The 17,910-nt window shown below is 74.3% G+C and carries 14 protein-coding genes and 1 pseudogene; 11 read left to right on the plus strand and 4 right to left on the minus strand.

Going from position 1 to position 17,910, the window contains the following annotated elements:
• Positions 1-6 precede the first annotated feature (6 nt).
• Positions 7-1,032 carry a tetratricopeptide repeat protein gene (locus tag D7I43_RS19120; protein ID WP_120329896.1) on the plus strand — a complete coding sequence of 342 codons (1,026 nt, stop codon included), beginning with the start codon at positions 7-9 and terminating at the stop codon, positions 1,030-1,032.
• 87 nt (positions 1,033-1,119) lie between these two features.
• On the opposite strand, the gene D7I43_RS19125 is transcribed toward D7I43_RS19120, so the two are convergent.
• The gene (locus D7I43_RS19125) at positions 1,120-2,286 is read right to left on the minus strand and encodes a homogentisate 1,2-dioxygenase (RefSeq protein ID WP_120329897.1); all 1,167 of its coding nucleotides are present in this window, start codon (positions 2,284-2,286) and stop codon (positions 1,120-1,122) included.
• A 94-nt stretch (positions 2,287-2,380) separates the two neighbouring features.
• Between D7I43_RS19125 and D7I43_RS19130 the strand changes: the two are divergent.
• The 6 genes and pseudogenes from D7I43_RS19130 to D7I43_RS32755 form a co-directional block, all read left to right on the plus strand.
• A pseudogene (locus tag D7I43_RS19130) lies at positions 2,381-3,235 on the plus strand (hypothetical protein); the annotation flags it as partial.
• Between the two features lie 125 nt (positions 3,236-3,360).
• Entirely contained in the window at positions 3,361-4,557 is a 1,197-nt protein-coding gene (gene fahA / locus D7I43_RS19135; protein ID WP_120329898.1) for a fumarylacetoacetase, read from the plus strand.
• 196 nt (positions 4,558-4,753) lie between these two features.
• Positions 4,754-4,963: a DUF397 domain-containing protein gene (locus D7I43_RS19140; RefSeq protein WP_120329899.1), complete on the plus strand. Its 210-nt coding sequence runs from the start codon at positions 4,754-4,756 to the stop codon at positions 4,961-4,963.
• A 113-nt stretch (positions 4,964-5,076) separates the two neighbouring features.
• On the plus strand, positions 5,077-5,553 hold the full coding sequence (locus D7I43_RS19145; protein WP_120329900.1) for an SRPBCC family protein: 477 nt from the start codon (positions 5,077-5,079) through the stop codon (positions 5,551-5,553).
• Between the two features lie 59 nt (positions 5,554-5,612).
• The gene (locus D7I43_RS19150) at positions 5,613-6,866 is read left to right on the plus strand and encodes an outer membrane protein assembly factor BamB family protein (protein ID WP_120329901.1); all 1,254 of its coding nucleotides are present in this window, start codon (positions 5,613-5,615) and stop codon (positions 6,864-6,866) included.
• 78 nt (positions 6,867-6,944) lie between these two features.
• Positions 6,945-7,112, plus strand: coding sequence for a hypothetical protein (locus tag D7I43_RS32755; RefSeq protein WP_158610114.1), 168 nt, complete (start codon positions 6,945-6,947; stop codon positions 7,110-7,112).
• Between the two features lie 130 nt (positions 7,113-7,242).
• Here the strand turns inward: D7I43_RS32755 and hisC are convergent, their stop codons facing one another.
• From hisC to hppD, 3 genes are all read right to left on the minus strand, one after another.
• A complete protein-coding gene (gene hisC / locus D7I43_RS19155; RefSeq protein WP_120329902.1) occupies positions 7,243-8,346 on the minus strand; it encodes a histidinol-phosphate transaminase in 1,104 nt (367 codons plus the stop codon).
• A complete protein-coding gene (locus tag D7I43_RS19160) occupies positions 8,343-9,281 on the minus strand; it encodes an RDD family protein (protein WP_120329903.1) in 939 nt (312 codons plus the stop codon). The genes hisC and D7I43_RS19160 overlap by 4 nt, the downstream gene beginning before the upstream one ends.
• Before the next feature lie 136 nt (positions 9,282-9,417).
• Positions 9,418-10,623 carry a 4-hydroxyphenylpyruvate dioxygenase gene (gene hppD, locus D7I43_RS19165; RefSeq protein ID WP_120329904.1) on the minus strand — a complete coding sequence of 402 codons (1,206 nt, stop codon included), beginning with the start codon at positions 10,621-10,623 and terminating at the stop codon, positions 9,418-9,420.
• A gap of 140 nt (positions 10,624-10,763) precedes the next feature.
• Between hppD and D7I43_RS19170 the strand changes: the two genes are divergently transcribed.
• The 4 genes from D7I43_RS19170 (at position 10,764) to D7I43_RS19185 (ending at position 17,837) form a co-directional block, all read left to right on the plus strand.
• The gene (locus D7I43_RS19170) at positions 10,764-11,276 is read left to right on the plus strand and encodes an Lrp/AsnC family transcriptional regulator (RefSeq protein WP_120329905.1); all 513 of its coding nucleotides are present in this window, start codon (positions 10,764-10,766) and stop codon (positions 11,274-11,276) included.
• Between the two features lie 102 nt (positions 11,277-11,378).
• Positions 11,379-12,830, plus strand: a complete 1,452-nt coding sequence (locus D7I43_RS19175; protein WP_240033037.1) for an outer membrane protein assembly factor BamB family protein — start codon at positions 11,379-11,381, stop codon at positions 12,828-12,830.
• 104 nt (positions 12,831-12,934) lie between these two features.
• Complete coding sequence (locus D7I43_RS19180; RefSeq protein WP_120329906.1) at positions 12,935-14,602, plus strand: fumarate hydratase; 1,668 nt, start codon at positions 12,935-12,937, stop codon at positions 14,600-14,602.
• A gap of 253 nt (positions 14,603-14,855) precedes the next feature.
• Positions 14,856-17,837 carry an AfsR/SARP family transcriptional regulator gene (locus D7I43_RS19185; protein ID WP_120329907.1) on the plus strand — a complete coding sequence of 994 codons (2,982 nt, stop codon included), beginning with the start codon at positions 14,856-14,858 and terminating at the stop codon, positions 17,835-17,837.
• The last annotated feature ends 73 nt before the right edge of the window (positions 17,838-17,910 follow it).

Here is a 17,910-nt window from a genome sequence, read left to right on the forward strand (position 1 = left end):
GCCGGGATGTCCAGCGACGCCACCCCCGAGCAGTCCTCCGCCGACGGCTACGTCCAGCGGGCGAAGCTGCTGGCCGAACTCGGCCGCTACGACGAGGCCGCCGCCGAGGTGTCGTACGCCGTGGCGCTGGAACCGGCCAACGCGGGGGCGCTGACCCTGCTCTCCCGCCTGCACCTGGCCGCCGGGCGGCCGGCCGAGGCGCTCACCGCCGCCGACGCGGCGATCGCCGCCGCTCCGGGCATCGTGGCGCCGCTGCTGGCCCGGGGCATGGCCCTCGCCGACCTGGAGCGGTACGCCGAGGCCGCCCGCACCGCCGACGAGATCCTGGCGGTCGGCCCCGACGACGCGTACGCCCAGCGGAGCGCCGCGGCGATCCTGGCCGGCTCGCGCAACGGCCAGACGGCGCTCAACGCGGCGTGGCGCGGGGTGCAACTGGCGCCCGAGGAGCCCGAGGCGCACCTGGTGCTCGGGCTGGTGGCCGCGAACATGCAGATGTTCGACCTGGCCGAGCGGGCCTACCGCGAGGCGCTGCGGCTGGACCCGCAGCTCGCCGAGGCGCGGCACGACATCGGTGTCATCCGGTTGGAGCAGCGGCGGTGGAGCGAGGCGCTGGAGCACCTCGCCGAAGCCGCCGCCGTCGGTCCGGGACGGATCGACTCGCGCCGGACGATCTCGGCCGGCCTGCGGCAGCTGGTGCTCTTCGGCGCGGGGTGGTCGATGATCACCGCTGTGCTGATCGCCTGCGTCGCCCCCGCCAGCGCCGGGCTCTCCCGGGGCGCCGCCGTGGTCGCCGCTCTCGGCGGCGCGCTGGTGCTGTGGCGGTTCGGCGCACGGATGCCGGGCCTGGCGAGGACGGTCCTGCCGGCCCTGCTGCGGTCCGACCGCGCCCTGGCCCTGGCCGTGTACGCGGCGGCCGCCGCACCGGTGCTGATCCTGCTCTACGCCCTCGTCGGCACCGCGTGGCCGCTGGTGCTCGCCATCGCGGTGGCCGCCATGGCCGAGATGACCGCACTGTTCCGCACGACGGCGTGAGGCGGGCACCTCAGCAGCGCGGCCCGGGGGCCCCGCCGGAGCCCGACCCGCTCGGGGTGGGGCGGGCCCCGGCGAGCCCCAGGGCGATCAGGCCCGGCGTGCCCAGGTCCAGGCGTACCCCGGGTCCTCGCAGGCGGCCGCCGCGTCGCACAGGTCGAGCGGGCGGAACGTGTCGACCATGACGGCCAGCTCGTCGAAGAAGTCGACCCCGATGGCGCGTTCGGCGGCGCCCGGCTGCGGGCCGTGGGTGAACCCGGACGGGTGCAGCGAGATCGAGCCCTGCTCGATGCCGGAGCCGCGCCGCGCCTCGTAGTTGCCGCCGGTGTAGAAGAGCATCTCGTCGGAGTCGACGTTGTGGTGGTTGTACGGCACCGGGATGGCGTCCGGGTGGTAGTCGACCTTGCGCGGCACGAACGAGCAGATCACGAAGTTCGGGCCCTGGAAGGTCTGGTGCACCGGCGGCGGCTGGTGGATCCGGCCGGTGATCGGCTCGAAGTCGTGGATGGAGAACGCCCACGGGTAGAGGTGCCCGTCCCAGCCCACCACGTCGAACGGGTGGTGGGCGTACGTGAAGCGGGTCCAACCGCGACGGTGCCGCACGAGCACGTCGACGTCCTCGCCGTCGATGAGCAGCGGCGTGTCCGGCCCGCGCAGGTCGCGTTCGCAGTACGGCGAGTGCTCCAGGAACTGGCCGCGTACGGACAGGTAGCGCTTGGGCGGGCCGATGTGGCCGGCCGCCTCGATGGCGAGCAGCCGGACGGGCTCGTCGCCGGTCGGCACGAGGCGGTGGATGGTCGAGGTGGGGATGATGACGTAGTCGCCGGCGACCGCGTCGAGCGCCCCGAACGTCGACTCGACCCGCATGCTGCCGGACTCGACGTAGAGGCAGTGGTCGCCGGTGGCGTCGCGGAAGAGCGGGGACGGGCGGTCGGCGAGCACGTACGCGATCCGCACGTCGTCGTTGGCGAGCAGGTACTGCCGGCCGAGCACCGGATCGGCCCCGGCGCCGTCGAGCTTGTGCGTGCGCAGGTGCCGCGGCTTGAGCGGCAGGTTCGGCACCCGCGTGACGGCGGGCGGCGTGAACTCCTCGGCCGCCACGATCGCCGTGGGGGCGTGGCGGTGGTAGAGCAGGGACGAGTCGGAGGAGAAGCCCTCCTGGCCCATGAGCTCCTCGGCGTAGAGGCTGCCGTCGGGCTGACGGAACTGGGTGTGGCGTTTGCGCGGCACTTCGCCGACGCTGCGGTAGTACGGCATCTCGCCTCCCGATAGGTCCCGGTCACCGGCCGCTGGCGTCCGATAATCGGACGCTGTTGTCCGCTCCACGTAGCGTCCCGTAGATTCTTGTTCCGTGTCAACGCAGGTGCCCGCGCTCCTCGACGGCCTGGTGGACGACGCCGCCGTCTTCCCGCCCGGCAGCGCCGCCCTCCCGGACGCGGTCGTCGCGCACCGCGGTCACCGCCGTGCGTGGTACGCCGACCTCGTCGGGCCGCTCCTGGTCCCGGCCTCGGCCGTCGTGGCGGGCCGTCTCAACGGCCTCGTCGACCCCGCCGAGGGCTTCGTGGTCGGCGTCATCGGCGACACCGGGGTGGAGGGACTGCCGTCCGCGCTGTCGGTCCTGGCATCCCGCGGCGTGACGGCCCGGCAGGTCGAGGTGGCCGTCGCGAAGCGGGGTGAGGACCCCCTGCCCGGGATCGCCGGCCTGCTGGAGTCGACCCTGGCCGGCGTCGACGCCGTCTACGCCGAGGTCCCGCTGACGTTCGGGCTCATGGGCGCGCTGGACCGGCTCGCCGCGGCCCGGGCCGACGGGGCGCCGGTCGCCGCGAAGTTCCGCACCGGCGGGCTGGCCGCCGAGCTGTTCCCGACGCCGGCCGAGCTGGCCGCCGTGATCTGCGCCTGCCGGGACCGCGACCTGCCCTTCAAGCTGACCGCCGGGCTGCACCACGCGGTCCGACACCTCGACCCGGAGACCGGGTTCACCCACCACGGCTTCGTGAACGTGCTGGCCGCCACGCTCGCCGCGGCGGCGGGCGCGGGACGGGAGGGCGTCACCGAACTGCTCACGGCCGCCGACCCACGGCCGCTCCTGAGCTGGGTCGAGGGCCGGCTGGAGACGCCCCGCCCGCTGTGGGTGGGCTACGGCTCGTGCAGCATCGGGGAACCACTGACCGACCTGGTCCGCCTCGGCCTGCTGACCGGGCCGACACGCGACGACCCGGCCGCCGCACGCGGCGGGACCGGCGTGGATCCGGTCGCCGTACGCGGCGGGACCGGCGTCGAGCGGCACGAGGGCGGGAACCGGACCGACGACTCCGACGGGGGCGAGGGCGTATGACCTGGGTGACGGGTGCCGACGGATCGGCGTACGGGGTGACGAACCTGCCGTACGGGGTGTTCGTGCACGGCGAGCGGGAGCCGCGCATCGGCGTACGCGTCGGTGACTTCGTGCTCGACCTGGCCGGCGCCGAGGCCGCCGGTCTGGTGCTGGCCGCCGGGGCGCTGGGCCGGCCCACCCTCAACGCGTTCATGGCGCTCGGGCGTCCGCAGTGGACGGCCGTGCGGCAGCGCCTCACCGAGCTGCTCACCGACCCGGCGCACCGGGCCGCCGTGGAACCGCTGCTGGTGCCGCTCGGCGAGGTCCGGCTGCTGCTGCCGTTCGAGGTGGCCGACTACGTCGACTTCTACTCGTCCGAGCACCACGCGGCCAACGTCGGGCAGATCTTCCGACCGGGGCAGCCGCCGCTGCTGCCCAACTGGCGGCACCTGCCGATCGGCTACCACGGCCGAGCCGGCACGGTGGTCGTCTCCGGCACCCCGGTGACCCGCCCCTGCGGGCAGCGGCCGGGCCCCGAGGGCCCCACGTACGGCCCGTCGGCCCGGCTGGACATCGAGGCCGAGGTCGGCTTCGTGGTGGGCGTACCCAGCCCGCTGGGCTCCCGGGTCTCCGTCGACGACTTCGCCGACCACGTCTTCGGCGTGGTGCTGGTCAACGACTGGTCGGCCCGCGACATCCAGGCCTGGGAGTACCAGCCGCTCGGGCCGTTCCTCGGCAAGTCGTTCGCCACCTCGGTCTCGGCGTGGGTGACCCCGCTGGACGCCCTCGCCGACGCGTTCCGGCCGGGCCCCGAGCAGGACCCGCCGGTCGCCGACTACCTGCGCGACGTGCCGCACCTCGGGCTGGACCTGCGGCTCCAGGTCGAGTGGAACGGCGAGCGGGTCAGCGAGCCGCCGTTCGCCACCATGTACTGGACGCCGGCCCAGCAGCTCGCCCACCTGACCGTCAACGGAGCCTCGCTGCGGACCGGGGACCTCTACGCCTCCGGCACCGTCTCGGGGCCGGAGCGCGGGCAGGTCGGCTCGTTCCTGGAACTCACCTGGGGCGGGGCCGAGCCGGTGAAGCTCGACGGCGGTACGCGCACCTTCCTGGAGGACGGCGACACGGTCACCATCACGGCGACCGCTCCCGGCCCCGACGGCACCACCGTCGCCCTCGGCGAGGTCACCGGCACCATTCTGCCCGCCCGCTGACCAGCGCCGATGCCCGGCGGCCGGTGCGTCACCGGCCGCCGACGATCGTGATCAGCCGATCGCACCATCTGTGCGATCGCCCCCGTACCCTCCCGCGTTGATCGCTCCGGATTCCGACGCCCCGTCGCGCCGGACGGGCCCGTGACCGGTCCCGGCCGGTCCCGGCGGGGCGTCCCAACGCACAGGGAGGTAGTCAATGCACGATCTTGCCGGCGCCGTCTGGCGTACCAGCAGCCGTTCCAACGACCAGGGCCTCTGCGTCGAGGTGGCCGACAACCTGGTCGACGTCATCGGCGTCGTCGCGGTCCGCGACTCGAAGGACCCGGCGGGCCCCACGCTCGCCGTCAGCCCGCCGGGGTGGACGGCCTTCGTCGACGCGATCCGCGCGGGCCAGTTCGACCGCTGACCGCCGGACCAACCCCGGCACAGACGCACCGATCGGGGTCTCCGGTGGAAATTCCGCCCGGAGACCCCCGCTCCGTGTTCACGCCGCGTACCGTCGAGGCCACGGGAGGTGGCATGTCGACGGTGGCGGTTTCCGGTTTCATCGAGGCGTCCGCCGTGGACGTCTGGCGGCTCCTGACCGATCCCCTCAGCCGGGCGGGGCGGGCCCTGGCCGGCCCGCTCGAACTGCTCACCTCCGGCCCCTTCGGCCCGGGCACCGCCTGGAGCGAGCCCCGCAGGCGGCCGGACGGCGCCGTCCTCGTGGAGGAGTTCTGGGTGGTGGAGGCGATACCACCGCGCCGCCTCGTGCTCTGCTCGCCCGGCGACGCCGTCGACCACCGGATCACCTGGACGCTGCGTGGCGCGCCGCGCCGGCACCCGGGCGGCACGGCCGTCACCGTCAGCCTGGAGGCGCTGCCGTCCTCCGCGTCCGGCCGGGTGGTCGCGCTGCTCCTCGGCGGTCTGGCCGCCCGCGCCGTGGAGCGTGCCCTCCGGGGCGACCTCGCGGACCTCGCCGCCGCCGTCGAGGGCCCGACGGCCCGGGCGGCCTGAGCACCCGCCACCTGACACCCGCCGAGCGCCGCTGGGTAGGGTGCCGGGCGGAGGTGCGCATGGGGTTCCGTAACGGCCGGCGGCGGGTCGTGCTGGTCGTCGCGGTCCTGCTCGCCGTCGCCACGGTGGCGACGATCGTCTACCGCGTGCTCGCCCCCGCCGAGGTCAGCACTGTCGCGCGTGCCGCGTACCCGACCCCCGCCGATCCACCCGCCGGCGTGATCGGGCGGCTGCCCGTGGCCCCGCTCGTCGTGGACGACCGGCTGCGGGTGTACGCGGGCCACCGCCAGGTGTACGCGGACCGACCGGTCGACGGGCGGTACCGCACCACGCCGTTCTGGTCGTACCGCCGCTGGCCGGCCGAACTGGTCGGCGTGGTGGCGAGCGGTACGACCGTGGTGAGCCGCTGGTCGGACGGCCGGCTCGTGGCGCTGGACGCGCGGGACGGGCGGGTGGCCTGGCGCGCCGACGGACCGGAGCCGGCGCGGAAGCCGGACGCCCGGCGCACCGGAGCGGCGATCGTGTGGGATCCGCCGGGGCTCTACCTCGCCCGCACCGGCGACGGCCGGGACGTGCTGGTGGCGACCGGCGCCGGCGAGGCGCGGGGCGTCGACCTGGCCGGCGGGCGCGAACTCTGGCGCGTCCCGCTGGGCGGCGACTGCCGCGTCGACGTCGGCACCACCTCGACGGGGCGGCTGGTGGGCGTGGACCGCTGCGCCGGCCCGGCGGCGGTCGAGTTCCGGGACGTGGCGACGGGCACGGTGACCGACCGCTGGCGGCCACCCGGCACCGGTGACGACGTGGTGGTCACCCCGGTGGGCTGCCGGAGCGGGCGGTCGGAGTGCCCCGCCCTGCGTACGGCGGGGCCCGGTGACGCGGCGGGCCGGGGCTGGCTGGTCGGCCCCGGGGCGCCGGTGGCCGCGCCGGCGCTCGACCGGCTCGACACCCAGCTCGCCGGTGAGCAGGCGGTCGGGGTCGTCGGGGGCGTGCTCGTCGGGCGCTCCGCACGCACCGGCGCCGAGTCGTGGCGCCGCCCGGACCTCGGGCCGGGACGGGTGATCGCCGTCCAGCCCGACCGCGTGCACCTGCTGACCGACGCCAACGAGCTGGTCACGCTCGATCCCGTGACCGGCGCGGAGCGGTCCCGCTTCCCGCTGACCGTCGGCAGGGACGGCACGGGCTACGCGCCGGGGGCGGTGTACGCGTCGGGTGGCTACGTGGCCGTCGAACGGTTGCGCCGGCCGGTCGACCCGGACGCGGACGACCAGGGCTACTTCCTGTCCGCCGAGCCCGTGGTCCTCGCGGCGACCTGAGTCGCGTCCGACCCGAGCCGTCGACGCGCCTCGCAGCAGCCTCGACAAATCGGACATAAGTTACTTATAGTCACTCCTGTGCGACTTGTGGCAGCCCTCGTGGGCGTGATCGTCATCCTGATGAGCCCCGCTCCGGCCGACGCGGCGCCGGCGCACCGGACCTTCCAGGTGGCCCGGACGCCCGGCGTCGACATCACCGTGCCGGCCGCGGTGAACCTGGCGGCCGGCGGTACGTTCGCCCGCTGAGCGACCGGCCCGGAGGTCTGGCTGCCAGGCTGCCTGGCACAGCGCCCGGGTCCGGCGTCCCGCGCCGGCCACCTGATCGTCCGGTCCGGTCCGCTCACGACGGGGAAGGCGGACCGGACCGGACACTCCGTCAGGCCAGCGCCGCCTCGGCGGCGGCCAGGAAGGCGTCGTTCTCGGCCGGGGTGCCGATGGTGACGCGTACGCCGTCACCGGCGAACGGCCGGACGATGACGCCGCGCGACTCGCACGCCTTGCCGAACTCCACCGCCCGGTCGCCCAGCGGCAGCCAGACGAAGTTCGCCTGGCTCGCGGGGACGTCCGGGACGAACTTGCGCAGCGCCTCGGTGACCCGGTCCCGCTCGGCGACGACGAGGGCGCACCGCCGCTCCACCTCGTCGGCCTGTGCGAGCGCGGCGAGCGCGGCGGCCTGGGCCACCATGCTTGTGGAGAACGGGGTGACCACCTTGCGGACCGCGGCCGCCACCTCGGGCTGGGCGACCAGGAAGCCGACGCGGAGCCCGGCGAGGCCCCACGCCTTCGACAGGGTGCGGAGCACCGCCACGTTCGGCCGGTCGAGGTAGGTCAGCCCGTCGGGCACCTCCGGATCGGTGACGAACTCCCGGTACGCCTCGTCGATCACCACCAGCACGTCGTCGGGCATGGCGTCCAGGAACCGGTCCAGCTCGGCCCGGCGTACGGCCGTGCCCGTCGGGTTGTTGGGGTTGCAGACCAGCACCAGCCGGGTCCGTTCGGTCACCGCCGCCGCCATGGCCGTGAGGTCGTGCCCGTGGCCGGGGTCGTTCGGCACCCGCACGCTGGTCGCGCCGCTGGTCGCCGCGATGATCGGGTACGCCTCGAACGAGCGCCACGAGTAGACGACCTCGTCGCCGGGTAGCGAGGTGGCCCGGACCAGGTGCTCGGCGAGCGCCACTGAGCCGCAGCCGGTGGCGATGCGGTCGGCGTCCACCCCGTACCGCTGCGCCAGCGCGTCGCGGAGCGCGACGACGCCCATGTCCGGGTAGCGGTGCACCCCGGCGGCGGCCTCGGCGACCGCCTCCACGACGCCGGGCAGCGGCCCGTACGGCACCTCGTTGCTGGCCAGCTTGATCGCCTCGGGGAGCCCGAGTTCCCGGGCCAGGTCGGCGGGGCTGCGGCCGGGCACGTAGCTGGGCAGGGCGTCCAGGTCGGCGCGGGTGAGCCGCACCGCCGGGTCGGGTCGTCCGGTGTCGGTCATGGGGTGTCTCCCGGGGGTTCGGAACGGGTGGCGGTGGGGGTGTGGCGGGGCACCTGCACGACGACGGTCTGGGCACGCTTGTCGTGCAGCGCCTGGCGCAGCGGGTGGTCGAAGAGGGGGGAGATCGCGTCGATGAGCTGGAGCAGCAGGCCCAGGCCGCAGCAGTACCAGAGCAGGGTCGGCAGGCCGAGCGTGTTCCACCGGCGCAGCGCCCGGCCGAACCCGAGGGGCTGGTCCGCGGTCAACGGCACGGCCCTGATCCCCATCACCCGCTTGCCGAACGTCTGGCCGCTCGACGCCATGGTCGGCACCTCGTAGGCGAGCCAGAGCGCGGTGGCGATCAGCAGGATGGCCACCTGGAGGCCGCCGGCCTGTTCACCGATCTGCGGCAACCCCTCGGTCGAGGAGTTGCCGGCCATCGCCCGCCGGAACACCTCCCGCCAGTACGGGGCCATCTCCTGCACGAGCCGCCAGACGAACCAGCCGTTCACCACGACGTTCAGCGCGAGGACGATGCCGAAGTCGATGAGCCGGGCGATGAGCCGGGCACCGAGGCCCGCCAGCGGGAGGCCGTGCGGTCGGGGCTCGGGCATGCGCGCCGCCCAGCCCGGGGGCGTCCAGCCGGGAGGCAGGCCCGGGTGGCCGTACCCCGGCGGGGGTTGCCAGCCGGGCGGCGGCCCGGCGGCCGGTGGCGCGGAGCCGGGCACGGCGGGCGGGGCCGACGCGGGAGCGCCGGGCGGCGCCGGTGCCGGCGGAGCCCCGGGCGAGGTGACGGGCTGCGGCACAGGGGCGGGCGGGGGCGCCTCCACCGGTGGCGGACCCTCCGGTGGGGTGGCGTCCACGGGGATGGGCGCACCGATCCAGCCCTCGCCGTCCCAGTACCGCCGGGTCTCGGGATCGGCGGGGTCGACGTACCAGCCGGGTTGCACGCTCACGCAGACACCTTAACGACGACCGTTTCCGCGAACCCGTGGTGAGGCGGGGCCGGCGGGGAAGCGAAGCCGCCGGCGGTGGGCGGGGGCCCACCGGCCGGCGGCGTCGGGTACGAGGGTGAGATCACGCTCGCAAGTGTTACAGGTTGCCGCGCTTCTCCTGCTCACGTTCGATCGCCTCGAACAGGGCCTTGAAGTTGCCCTTGCCGAAGCCGAGCGAGCCGTGCCGCTCGATCAGCTCGAAGAAGACCGTCGGGCGGTCCTGCACCGGCTTGGTGAAGATCTGGAGCAGGTAGCCGTCCTCGTCGCGGTCGACGAGGATCTTGCGGGCCTTCAGCTCCTCGATCGGCACCCGCACCTCACCGATGCGGGCGCGCAGCTCCGGGTCGTCGTAGTACGAGTCCGGGGTGTCGAGGAACTCGACGCCGGCCGCCCGCATCGCGTCGACGCTGGCCAGGATGTCGTTGGTGGCCACCGCGATGTGCTGGGCACCCGGGCCCTGGTAGAACTCCAGGTACTCGTCGATCTGCGACTTCTTGCGGGCGATCGCCGGCTCGTTGAGCGGGAACTTCACGCGTCGGGTGCCGTTGGCGACCACCTTGCTCATGAGGGCCGAGTAGTCGGTGGCGATGTCGTCGCCGATGAACTCCGCCATGTTGGTGAAGCCCATGACGCGCTTGTAGAACTCGACCCACTCGTCCATCCGGCCGAGCTCGACGTTGCCGACGATGTGGTCGATGGCCTGGAAGAAGCGCTTCGGCTGGATGCCGGCGTCGATCATCGGCTGCCGGTCCACGATCGGCTCGCGGGCCACGAACCCGGGCAGGAACGGCCCGGTGTAGCGCGACCGGTCGACGAGGGTGTGCCGGGTCTCGCCGTACGTGGCGATGGCCGCCATCCGGACGGTGCCGTGCTCGTCGCTGACGTCGTGCGGCTCGACCAGGCCCGTGGCGCCCTGGCCGGTGGCGTGCGCGTACGCGGCGTCCACGTCCGGCACCTCCAGCGCGATGTCGCTGACACCGTCGCTGTGCTTCGTGACGTGCTCGGCGCCCTCGGCGCCGGGACGGACCACGCCGGTGAGCAGGAACCGGGCCGAGCCGCTGGTCAGCACGTACTGGGCGTGGTCCCGGTAGCCCTGCTCCGGCCCCCGGTAGGCCACGCAGGTCATGCCGAAAGCGGTGGAGTAGTAGTGGGCGGCCTGCTTCGCGTTGCCCACCAGGAAGTGCACGTGGTCGAGGCCCTTGACCGGGAACGGGTCGCGGGTGATGTCGTGGTCGACGGCACCGACGAGCCGGTCGACGTCGACGTCCTCGGTCGACTGGGGTCGGTCGATCGCCTGGGTCATGGTGGCCTCCCTTGCGTACCGGCCGGCCTCGTGGGCCGCCGTGGGGATGGGTATGTGGCGAGGATCGCTGTGCCGGGGTGAGCTGGGCAACTGTCGCCGTAAACGGTGGTCAGGTTGCGCATTCGGTACCGTCGTATCCCGTGAACGGTGTGCAGGGTGTACAGCTCGACGACCTCGACGCGCGATTGATCGAACTGTTCGCGGAGGAACCCCGGATCGGCGTGCTGGAGTGCTCGCGCCGGCTCGGCGTGGCCCGGGGCACCGTCCAGGCGCGGCTGGACAAGCTGGTCGGCCGGGGCGTCATCACCGGGTTCGGTCCGGAGATCGCGCCGGCCGCGATCGGCTTCGGGGTGACCAGCTTCGTCACCCTGGAGATCAGCCAGAGGCACGGGCACGACCCGGTCACCGCCCACCTCGCGGGCATCCCCGAGGTGCTGGAGGCGCACACCATCACCGGCTCCGGCGACCTGCTCTGCCGGATCGTGGCCCGGTCGAACGCCGACCTCCAGCGGGTGATCGACCAGATCGTCTCCTCCGAGGGGATCACCCGGGCCTCGACGATCATCGCGCTGGCCGAGCAGATCCCGTACCGCACGCTGCCGCTGGTGCGCTCGGCCGCCCGCCGGCAGGCGGGGACCCGTCCTGACGCCTGAGGTCGAGCAGGGGCCCCAGATAACACCTTCCGCGCCAGAAAGCGCGGCGACACGGCGGCACGGGCGTACGGGACGGCCGTGATCGTGGCTACGGTGTCCGGTGTGGCGAAGGGGAGCGGCCTCGGCGTGCGCGGCGTTCTGCTGCTCGCGCTGATCGCGGTCGTCGTCCTCGCCGCGACCGGGGTGTGGAACCCGTTCCCACGGATGTGGGACTGGGTCGACCGGAGCGAGTCGCTCGCCCAGCCGCAGGTGGCCTGGCAGGAGCGGGTCGACGGCACCCCGAAGAGCGTCACCATCGCCGGCGACACCGTCGTGGTCGAGCAGCGTACCCGGGTCGAGGCGCGCGCCCTGGCGACCGGCGGCCAGCTCTGGGAGCGCAAGGCCGACTGGGCGGCGGTCGCCGGCGGCGACCGCGACGCGGTGGTCGTCGTGGGCAAGCTGCTGGTCAAGGGGTACGAGGTGCTCGACCCCACGACCGGGGTGACCCGGCGGCGCGACGACGACGCGGTGGCCGTCTGGACGTACCGCAACCTGCTGCTGGACGCGCGCTGCGCGCAGCCGACCGACTGCACGCTGAGCGCGTGGGATCCGCGCGGCACCACGCCACTGTGGACGGCGTTCCTGCCCGGGGTGGGCAGCGGGCTGTTCGCCGACAACCCCGGCCTGCGCGGCACGCGGCGGCTGACCGCGAAGCGGATCGACGAGGCGGCGGCCGGCCCGGAGCCCGCGCCGCCGCTGCTCGGGTTCCCGGTCGACGGCCAGGTGCACGTGGTGGACACGGCGAACGGCTCGGTGCTGAGGAACGTCCAACCGGGCCGCGAGGAGCGCCTCTCGGTGGTGGGCGGCCGGTTGCTGCGCATCACCGCCCGCTCCCAGGACGGCAGCTGCCTCTTCGCGATCTCCGGCGTCGACCCCGCGACCGGGCAGGAGGTCTGGCGCCGGGCGGGGATCAACCTGCGCACCGCCGACAACGCCGGCTGCGCGCAGCGGGAGGACCCGCAGGGCGCCCGGAACGTGCTCGTCGGGGTGGGGCCGGACGGCCGGGAGGCGGTCCTCGACGGGTACAACGGACGGCTGCTCTGGGTCGGCGCCGACGGTGAGCGACTGCTGGCCGTGGACGACCGGTACGCGGTGGCCCGCGCCGCCGACCAACGGTCGGTCGTGGCGCGCGGGCTGGCCGGCGAGCAGGTGCTCTGGACCCGTCCGGCCGGCGGCAAGGCGGGCGCGGCGCTCACCCCGTACGCGGCGGTCGTCGTTGACGAGAAGCCGTCCCGGCTCATCGCGCTCGACCCGCGTACCGGTCGGGAGCTGGCCGTCCTGCGGACCTCGGCGAACGCGCTCGCGGTCGGTCCCGGCGGCATGGTGATCGGTGAGGGGCGGGAGATCGCGTACGTCCGCTTCGGCGCTGCGGCGAACGGCGGCACCGCCCCCGCGCCCGGCGGGACCGCCCCGGCGAACGGTGGCACCGCCCCGGGCGGCAGCGCACCGACGCCCGGCGTGGACGACACCTGCGGCCCCAAGCGCGAGCTGTGCCCGGAACGGGCGGGTGGCTGACGGCGCCCACGCCGGACCGTGCCGACGGCGGCGGTGAGAGCGGCGTCCCAGCGGGCACCCGGCGGGTGGGAATGATCGACGGGTCTGCCCTAGGCTTTCCGCTCATGAGCAGTGCCGCCGCCTTCTCGTACGCCCCCCTGCTGCCGACCGGCCCCGACCAGACGGAGTACCGCCTGATCACCGACGAGGGCGTCGACGTCGTGCACGGCCCGGGGGGTCGCCGGTTCCTCACCGTGGAGCCGGCCGCGCTCACCGCGCTGACCGCCGAGGCGATGCACGACATCGCCCACTTCCTGCGCCCCGCCCACCTGGCCCAGCTGCGGTCGATCATCGACGATCCCGCCGCCTCCCCGAACGACCGGTTCGTGGCGCTCGACCTGCTCCGCAACGCCAACATCGCGGCCGGGGGCGTCCTTCCGATGTGTCAGGACACCGGCACGGCCATCGTGATGGGCAAGCGGGGCCGGCACGTGCTGACCGACGGCACCGACGCCGAGGCCATCTCGCGCGGCGTCTGGCAGGCGTACACGCGGCTCAACCTGCGCTACTCCCAGCTCGCGCCGCTGACCATGTGGGAGGAGCGCAACACCGGCACCAACCTGCCCGCGCAGGTGGAGATCTACGCCGAGGACCCGGACGGGCACCCGGACGCGTACAAGTTCCTGTTCATGGCCAAGGGCGGGGGCTCGGCGAACAAGTCGTTCCTCTACCAGGAGACCAAGGCACTGCTGAACCCGACGCGGATGATGCGGTTCCTGGAGGAGAAGCTGCGGCTCATCGGCACCTCGGCCTGCCCGCCGTACCACCTGGCCATCGTCATCGGCGGCACCTCGGCCGAGTACGCGCTGAAGACCGCCAAGTACGCGAGCGCCAAGTACCTGGACAACCTGCCCACCTCCGGCTCCATGGCCGGCCACGGCTTCCGGGACGTGGAGCTGGAGGCCGAGGTGCTGGAGCTGACCCGCAACTTCGGCATCGGCGCGCAGTTCGGTGGCCGCTACTTCTGCCACGACGTGCGGGTCGTCCGGCTGCCGCGGCACGGCGCGTCGTGCCCCGTGGCGATCGCCGTCTCCTGCTCGGCCGACCGGCAGGCGGTCGCCAAGATCACCCCGTCGGGGGTGTGGCTGGAGCGCCTGGAGACCGACCCGGCGCGCTACCTGCCGGACGTCACCGAGGCGCAGCTCGACAGCTCCGAGGTGGTGCGCGTCGACCTCAACCGGCCGATGGACGAGATCCGCGCCGAACTCGGCAAGTACCCGGTGAAGACCCGGCTGTCGTTGAGCGGCCCGCTGGTGGTGGCCCGGGACATCGCCCACGCCAAGATCGCCGAGCGGTTGGACGCGGGCGAGCCGATGCCGCAGTACCTGCGCGACCACGCCGTCTACTACGCCGGGCCGGCGAAGACCCCCGAGGGCTACGCCTCCGGCTCGTTCGGCCCGACCACCGCCGGTCGGATGGACGCGTACGTGGAGAAGTTCCAGGCGGCCGGCGGCTCGTACGTGATGCTGGCCAAGGGCAACCGGTCGGCGCAGGTGACCCGCGCCTGCCAGCAGTACGGCGGCTTCTACCTGGGTTCCATCGGCGGCCCGGCGGCCCGGCTGGCGCAGGACTGCATCAAGCACGTCGAGGTGCTCGAGTACCCCGAGCTGGGCATGGAGGCGGTCTGGAAGATCGAGGTGGAGGACTTCCCCGCCTTCATCGTCGTGGACGACAAGGGCAACGATTTCTTCGCCGAGGTCACCAAGCCCGTGCTGACCATCGGTAGCCGCTGACACGTACGGATGTGACAGGGGCGTCGGGCGGCTCGCCCGGCGCCCTTCGGCGTTGACCGGTCGACGTCGGTGCGCCCGCCCCTGGGGGGTTGGACGGGCGCACCGCCCCCGTCGGATGCCGTCGCCGGCAACCCGTCCTAAGGGTGAAGCCGGTTTCTGCCGATCCGCTCTCACATCGCTATCACCGGGCGATGGCATCCCGTCACGACCGGGCTACGCTACGGACCGTCACGGCATCACCTAGGGAGCGGCATTGCGGTTCAGGATCCTGGGACCCCTGCGGATCGGTGACGGCGACGTCACCGTCACCGCGGGCCGGGACCGGGTCGTGCTCTCCATGCTGCTGCTGCGGCCCAACGGGATCGTGCCGGTGGAGGAACTGGTCGACGCGATCTGGGAGGAGCGGCCGCCGGCCACCGCCCGCGCCCAGGTGCAGACGTGCGTGTCGCGTCTCCGGCGCCGGCTGGACCAGCTCGGCGTCCCGCCCGCGACGATCGTCAGCGATCCGGTCGGCTACGGCATCCGGGTCGGGCCGGGCGAGCTGGACGCCCAGGTGTTCGCGCGGTACGTCGACACCGCCCGCGCCGCCGTCGCCGCCGGGCAGCTCGCCGAGGCCCAGCGGCAGTTCCGCGCCGCCATCGCCCTCTGGCGGGGACCGGCGCTGAGCGGGACCGCGAGCCGCAGCGTACGGCGGGGGGCGCAGGCCCTCGACGAGAAGGGCTTCACGGCGCTCGAGGAGTGCGTGGACGTCGAGCTGCGGCTCGGGCAGGCGGCCGAGATCCTGGCCGTGCTCACCGAGGCACTGTCCCGGAACCCGCTGCGGGAGCGGCTGCGCGGGCAGGTGATGCTCGCCCTCTCGGCGGTCGGCCGGCAGGCGGACGCGCTCGCCGTGTACCGCGAGGGGCGGCGGCTCTACGCCGAGGAGCTGGGCATCGAGCCGGGCGCGACGTTGCAGGAGATCCACCAGCGGGTGCTCGCCGGCGACCTCGCGCTCGCCGGCCCGGAGAGCCGCTCGACTGCGCCGGTCCGTTGCCTGCCGCGCGCCATCAGCGACTTCACCGGCCGGCAGGAGACCCTGGCGCGGCTGGTCAAGGAGATCGAGGAGGGACGCACCCGGGTCCAGCTGATCGACGGGATGCCCGGCAGCGGCAAGACCACCCTGGCCGTCCACCTCGCCACGGCGTTGAGCGACCGGTATCCGGACGCGCAGCTCTTCATCGACCTGCACGGGCACAGCGAGCGGGGGCCGCTGTCCCCGGCGGCGGCGCTCGCCGCGCTGCTGCGCCAGCTCGGGGTGCCCGGGGACCGCATCCCCGCGGAGGCCGACGAACGGGTCGCGCTCTGGCGCAGCGAGCTCGCGCATCGGCGCGCCGTCGTGGTCCTGGACAACGCGGCGTCCGCCGCCCAGGTGGTGCCGCTGCTGCCCAGCGGGCCGGGTTGTCTCACCCTCGTCACGAGCCGGCGCCGGCTGACCGGCCTCGACGAGGGGCGGCCGTCGTCACTCGACCTCCTCGACCCCGACGAGGGGGTGGACCTGCTGGCGCGGGTCGTCGGCCCCGAACGGGTGGCCGCCGAGCCGCAGGCCGCCGCCGAGGTGGTCCGCCGCTGCGGCCGGCTGCCCCTGGCCATCCGGCTCGCCGGGGCGCGGCTCGCGCACCGTCCCCGGTGGCGCATCGCCGACCTCGCCGCCCGGCTCGCCGACGGTCGGGACGTGCTCACCGAGCTGGTGGCCGGCGACCGCTCCGTCGGCCAGGCCTTCGCCCTGTCGTACGCGCAGGTGAGTCCCGCCGCGCAGCGGATGTTCCGGCTGCTCGGGCTGTACCCGGGAGCGGAGTTCGACGCCCTGGCCGCCGCCGCGCTGGCCGACGTGCCGTTGCCCGCCGCGGAACACCTCGTCGACGAACTGGTCGACGCGCACCTCGTCAACGAGCCGGACCCGGGGCGGTTCCGCTTCCACGACCTCGTGCGTGAGTACGCCCGGCTCCTGGTGGCGAGCCGTGACAGCGACGACGGGCGGCGGGTGGCACTCGACGCGCTGCTGGACCACTACGTGGACACCGCCTGGGCGGTCTCCGCGCTCGGCGAGCCGGCCGCGAGCAGGGTGGGCGTCGAGTTTCCCGAGCCACGCCGGCCGGACCTGGTCGAGGCGGGTCTGGCGGCGGGTGAGGGCTGGTTCGAAACCAATCGCTCATCCCTCGTCGCCGCCGTCCACCTGGCCGAGCAGGCCGGGCTGCCGCGGCAGTGCTGGCAGTTGGCTCGGGCGACCTGGCACTTCTGGTTCGCCGGGGGGCATCTGGACGAGCTGATCGAGACGCACAGCGCCGGCCTCCGCGCCGCCGAGCGGCTGGGCGACCTGGCGGCGAGCGCCACGATGCGCAACTACCTCTCGTCCGCGTACTACCGGCTGGGCCGCTTCCCCGAGACGATCGACCTGATGGAGACGGCGCTGCGGGACCGCCAGCGGCTCGGCGACGACCAGGGGGCCGCCACCATCCACCGGAACCTCGCGGCGGCGCACGCCACGGACCGCCGCTTCGGCCCGGCGATGCGGCACTTCGACGCGGCCACACCCCTGCTGTGGGAGACGGGCCAGCTCGGCGGGCTCGTGGCGACGCTGAACAACAAGGCCGTGGCCCTGCTCGCCTGGGGACGGTACGAGGAGGCGCAGCGCGTCACCCGTCTGCAGCTGGCGTTGGCCCGGGAGGTCGGGGAGCTGCGCCTCATTCCCCACGCCATCGGTCACCTCGGGGCCGTCCGGGCGCGGCTCGGCGACCACGAGGGCGCCCTCCGTCGCCTGCATCTCGCGCTCCGGCTCAAGCGGCGGTCCGGCAACCGGCTCGGTGAGGCCGAGGTGCTCAACGACATCGGTGCCGTCGAGCGCGCCCTCGGCCAGCCGGAGAGCGCCGCGGCACGCCACCGGGAGGCGTTCGTGCTCGTCACCGAGATGGGTGACCCCATCGCGGCGCTCGCGTGCCGGAACCTGCTGGGGCTCGCCCTGTTGGCGCAGGGCGACGTGGCCAGCGCGCTGGACCTGCACCGGCGCGTGCTGGTGGACGCCACCCGGCTCAACTCCCGGTACGAGCGGGCCCGAGCCCTGGACGGGATAGCCCGCTGCCTGCGGGACTCCGACCCGGCGGGCGCGCGCAGCCACTGGACCCGCGCGCTCGCCCTGTTCCGCGAGGTGGAGGCGCCGGAGCGGCACGAGGTGGAGCGGTTCCTGGCCGAGCGGGACTGAGCGACCCCGTCGCCGCGCGCTCCCGTCGCCGCCGCGGGCATCCCGCCCACCGCGGGCGGTGGACCGGCACACG

This window comes from Micromonospora globbae (assembly GCF_003610785.1).
GTDB lineage: Bacteria > Actinomycetota > Actinomycetes > Mycobacteriales > Micromonosporaceae > Micromonospora > Micromonospora globbae.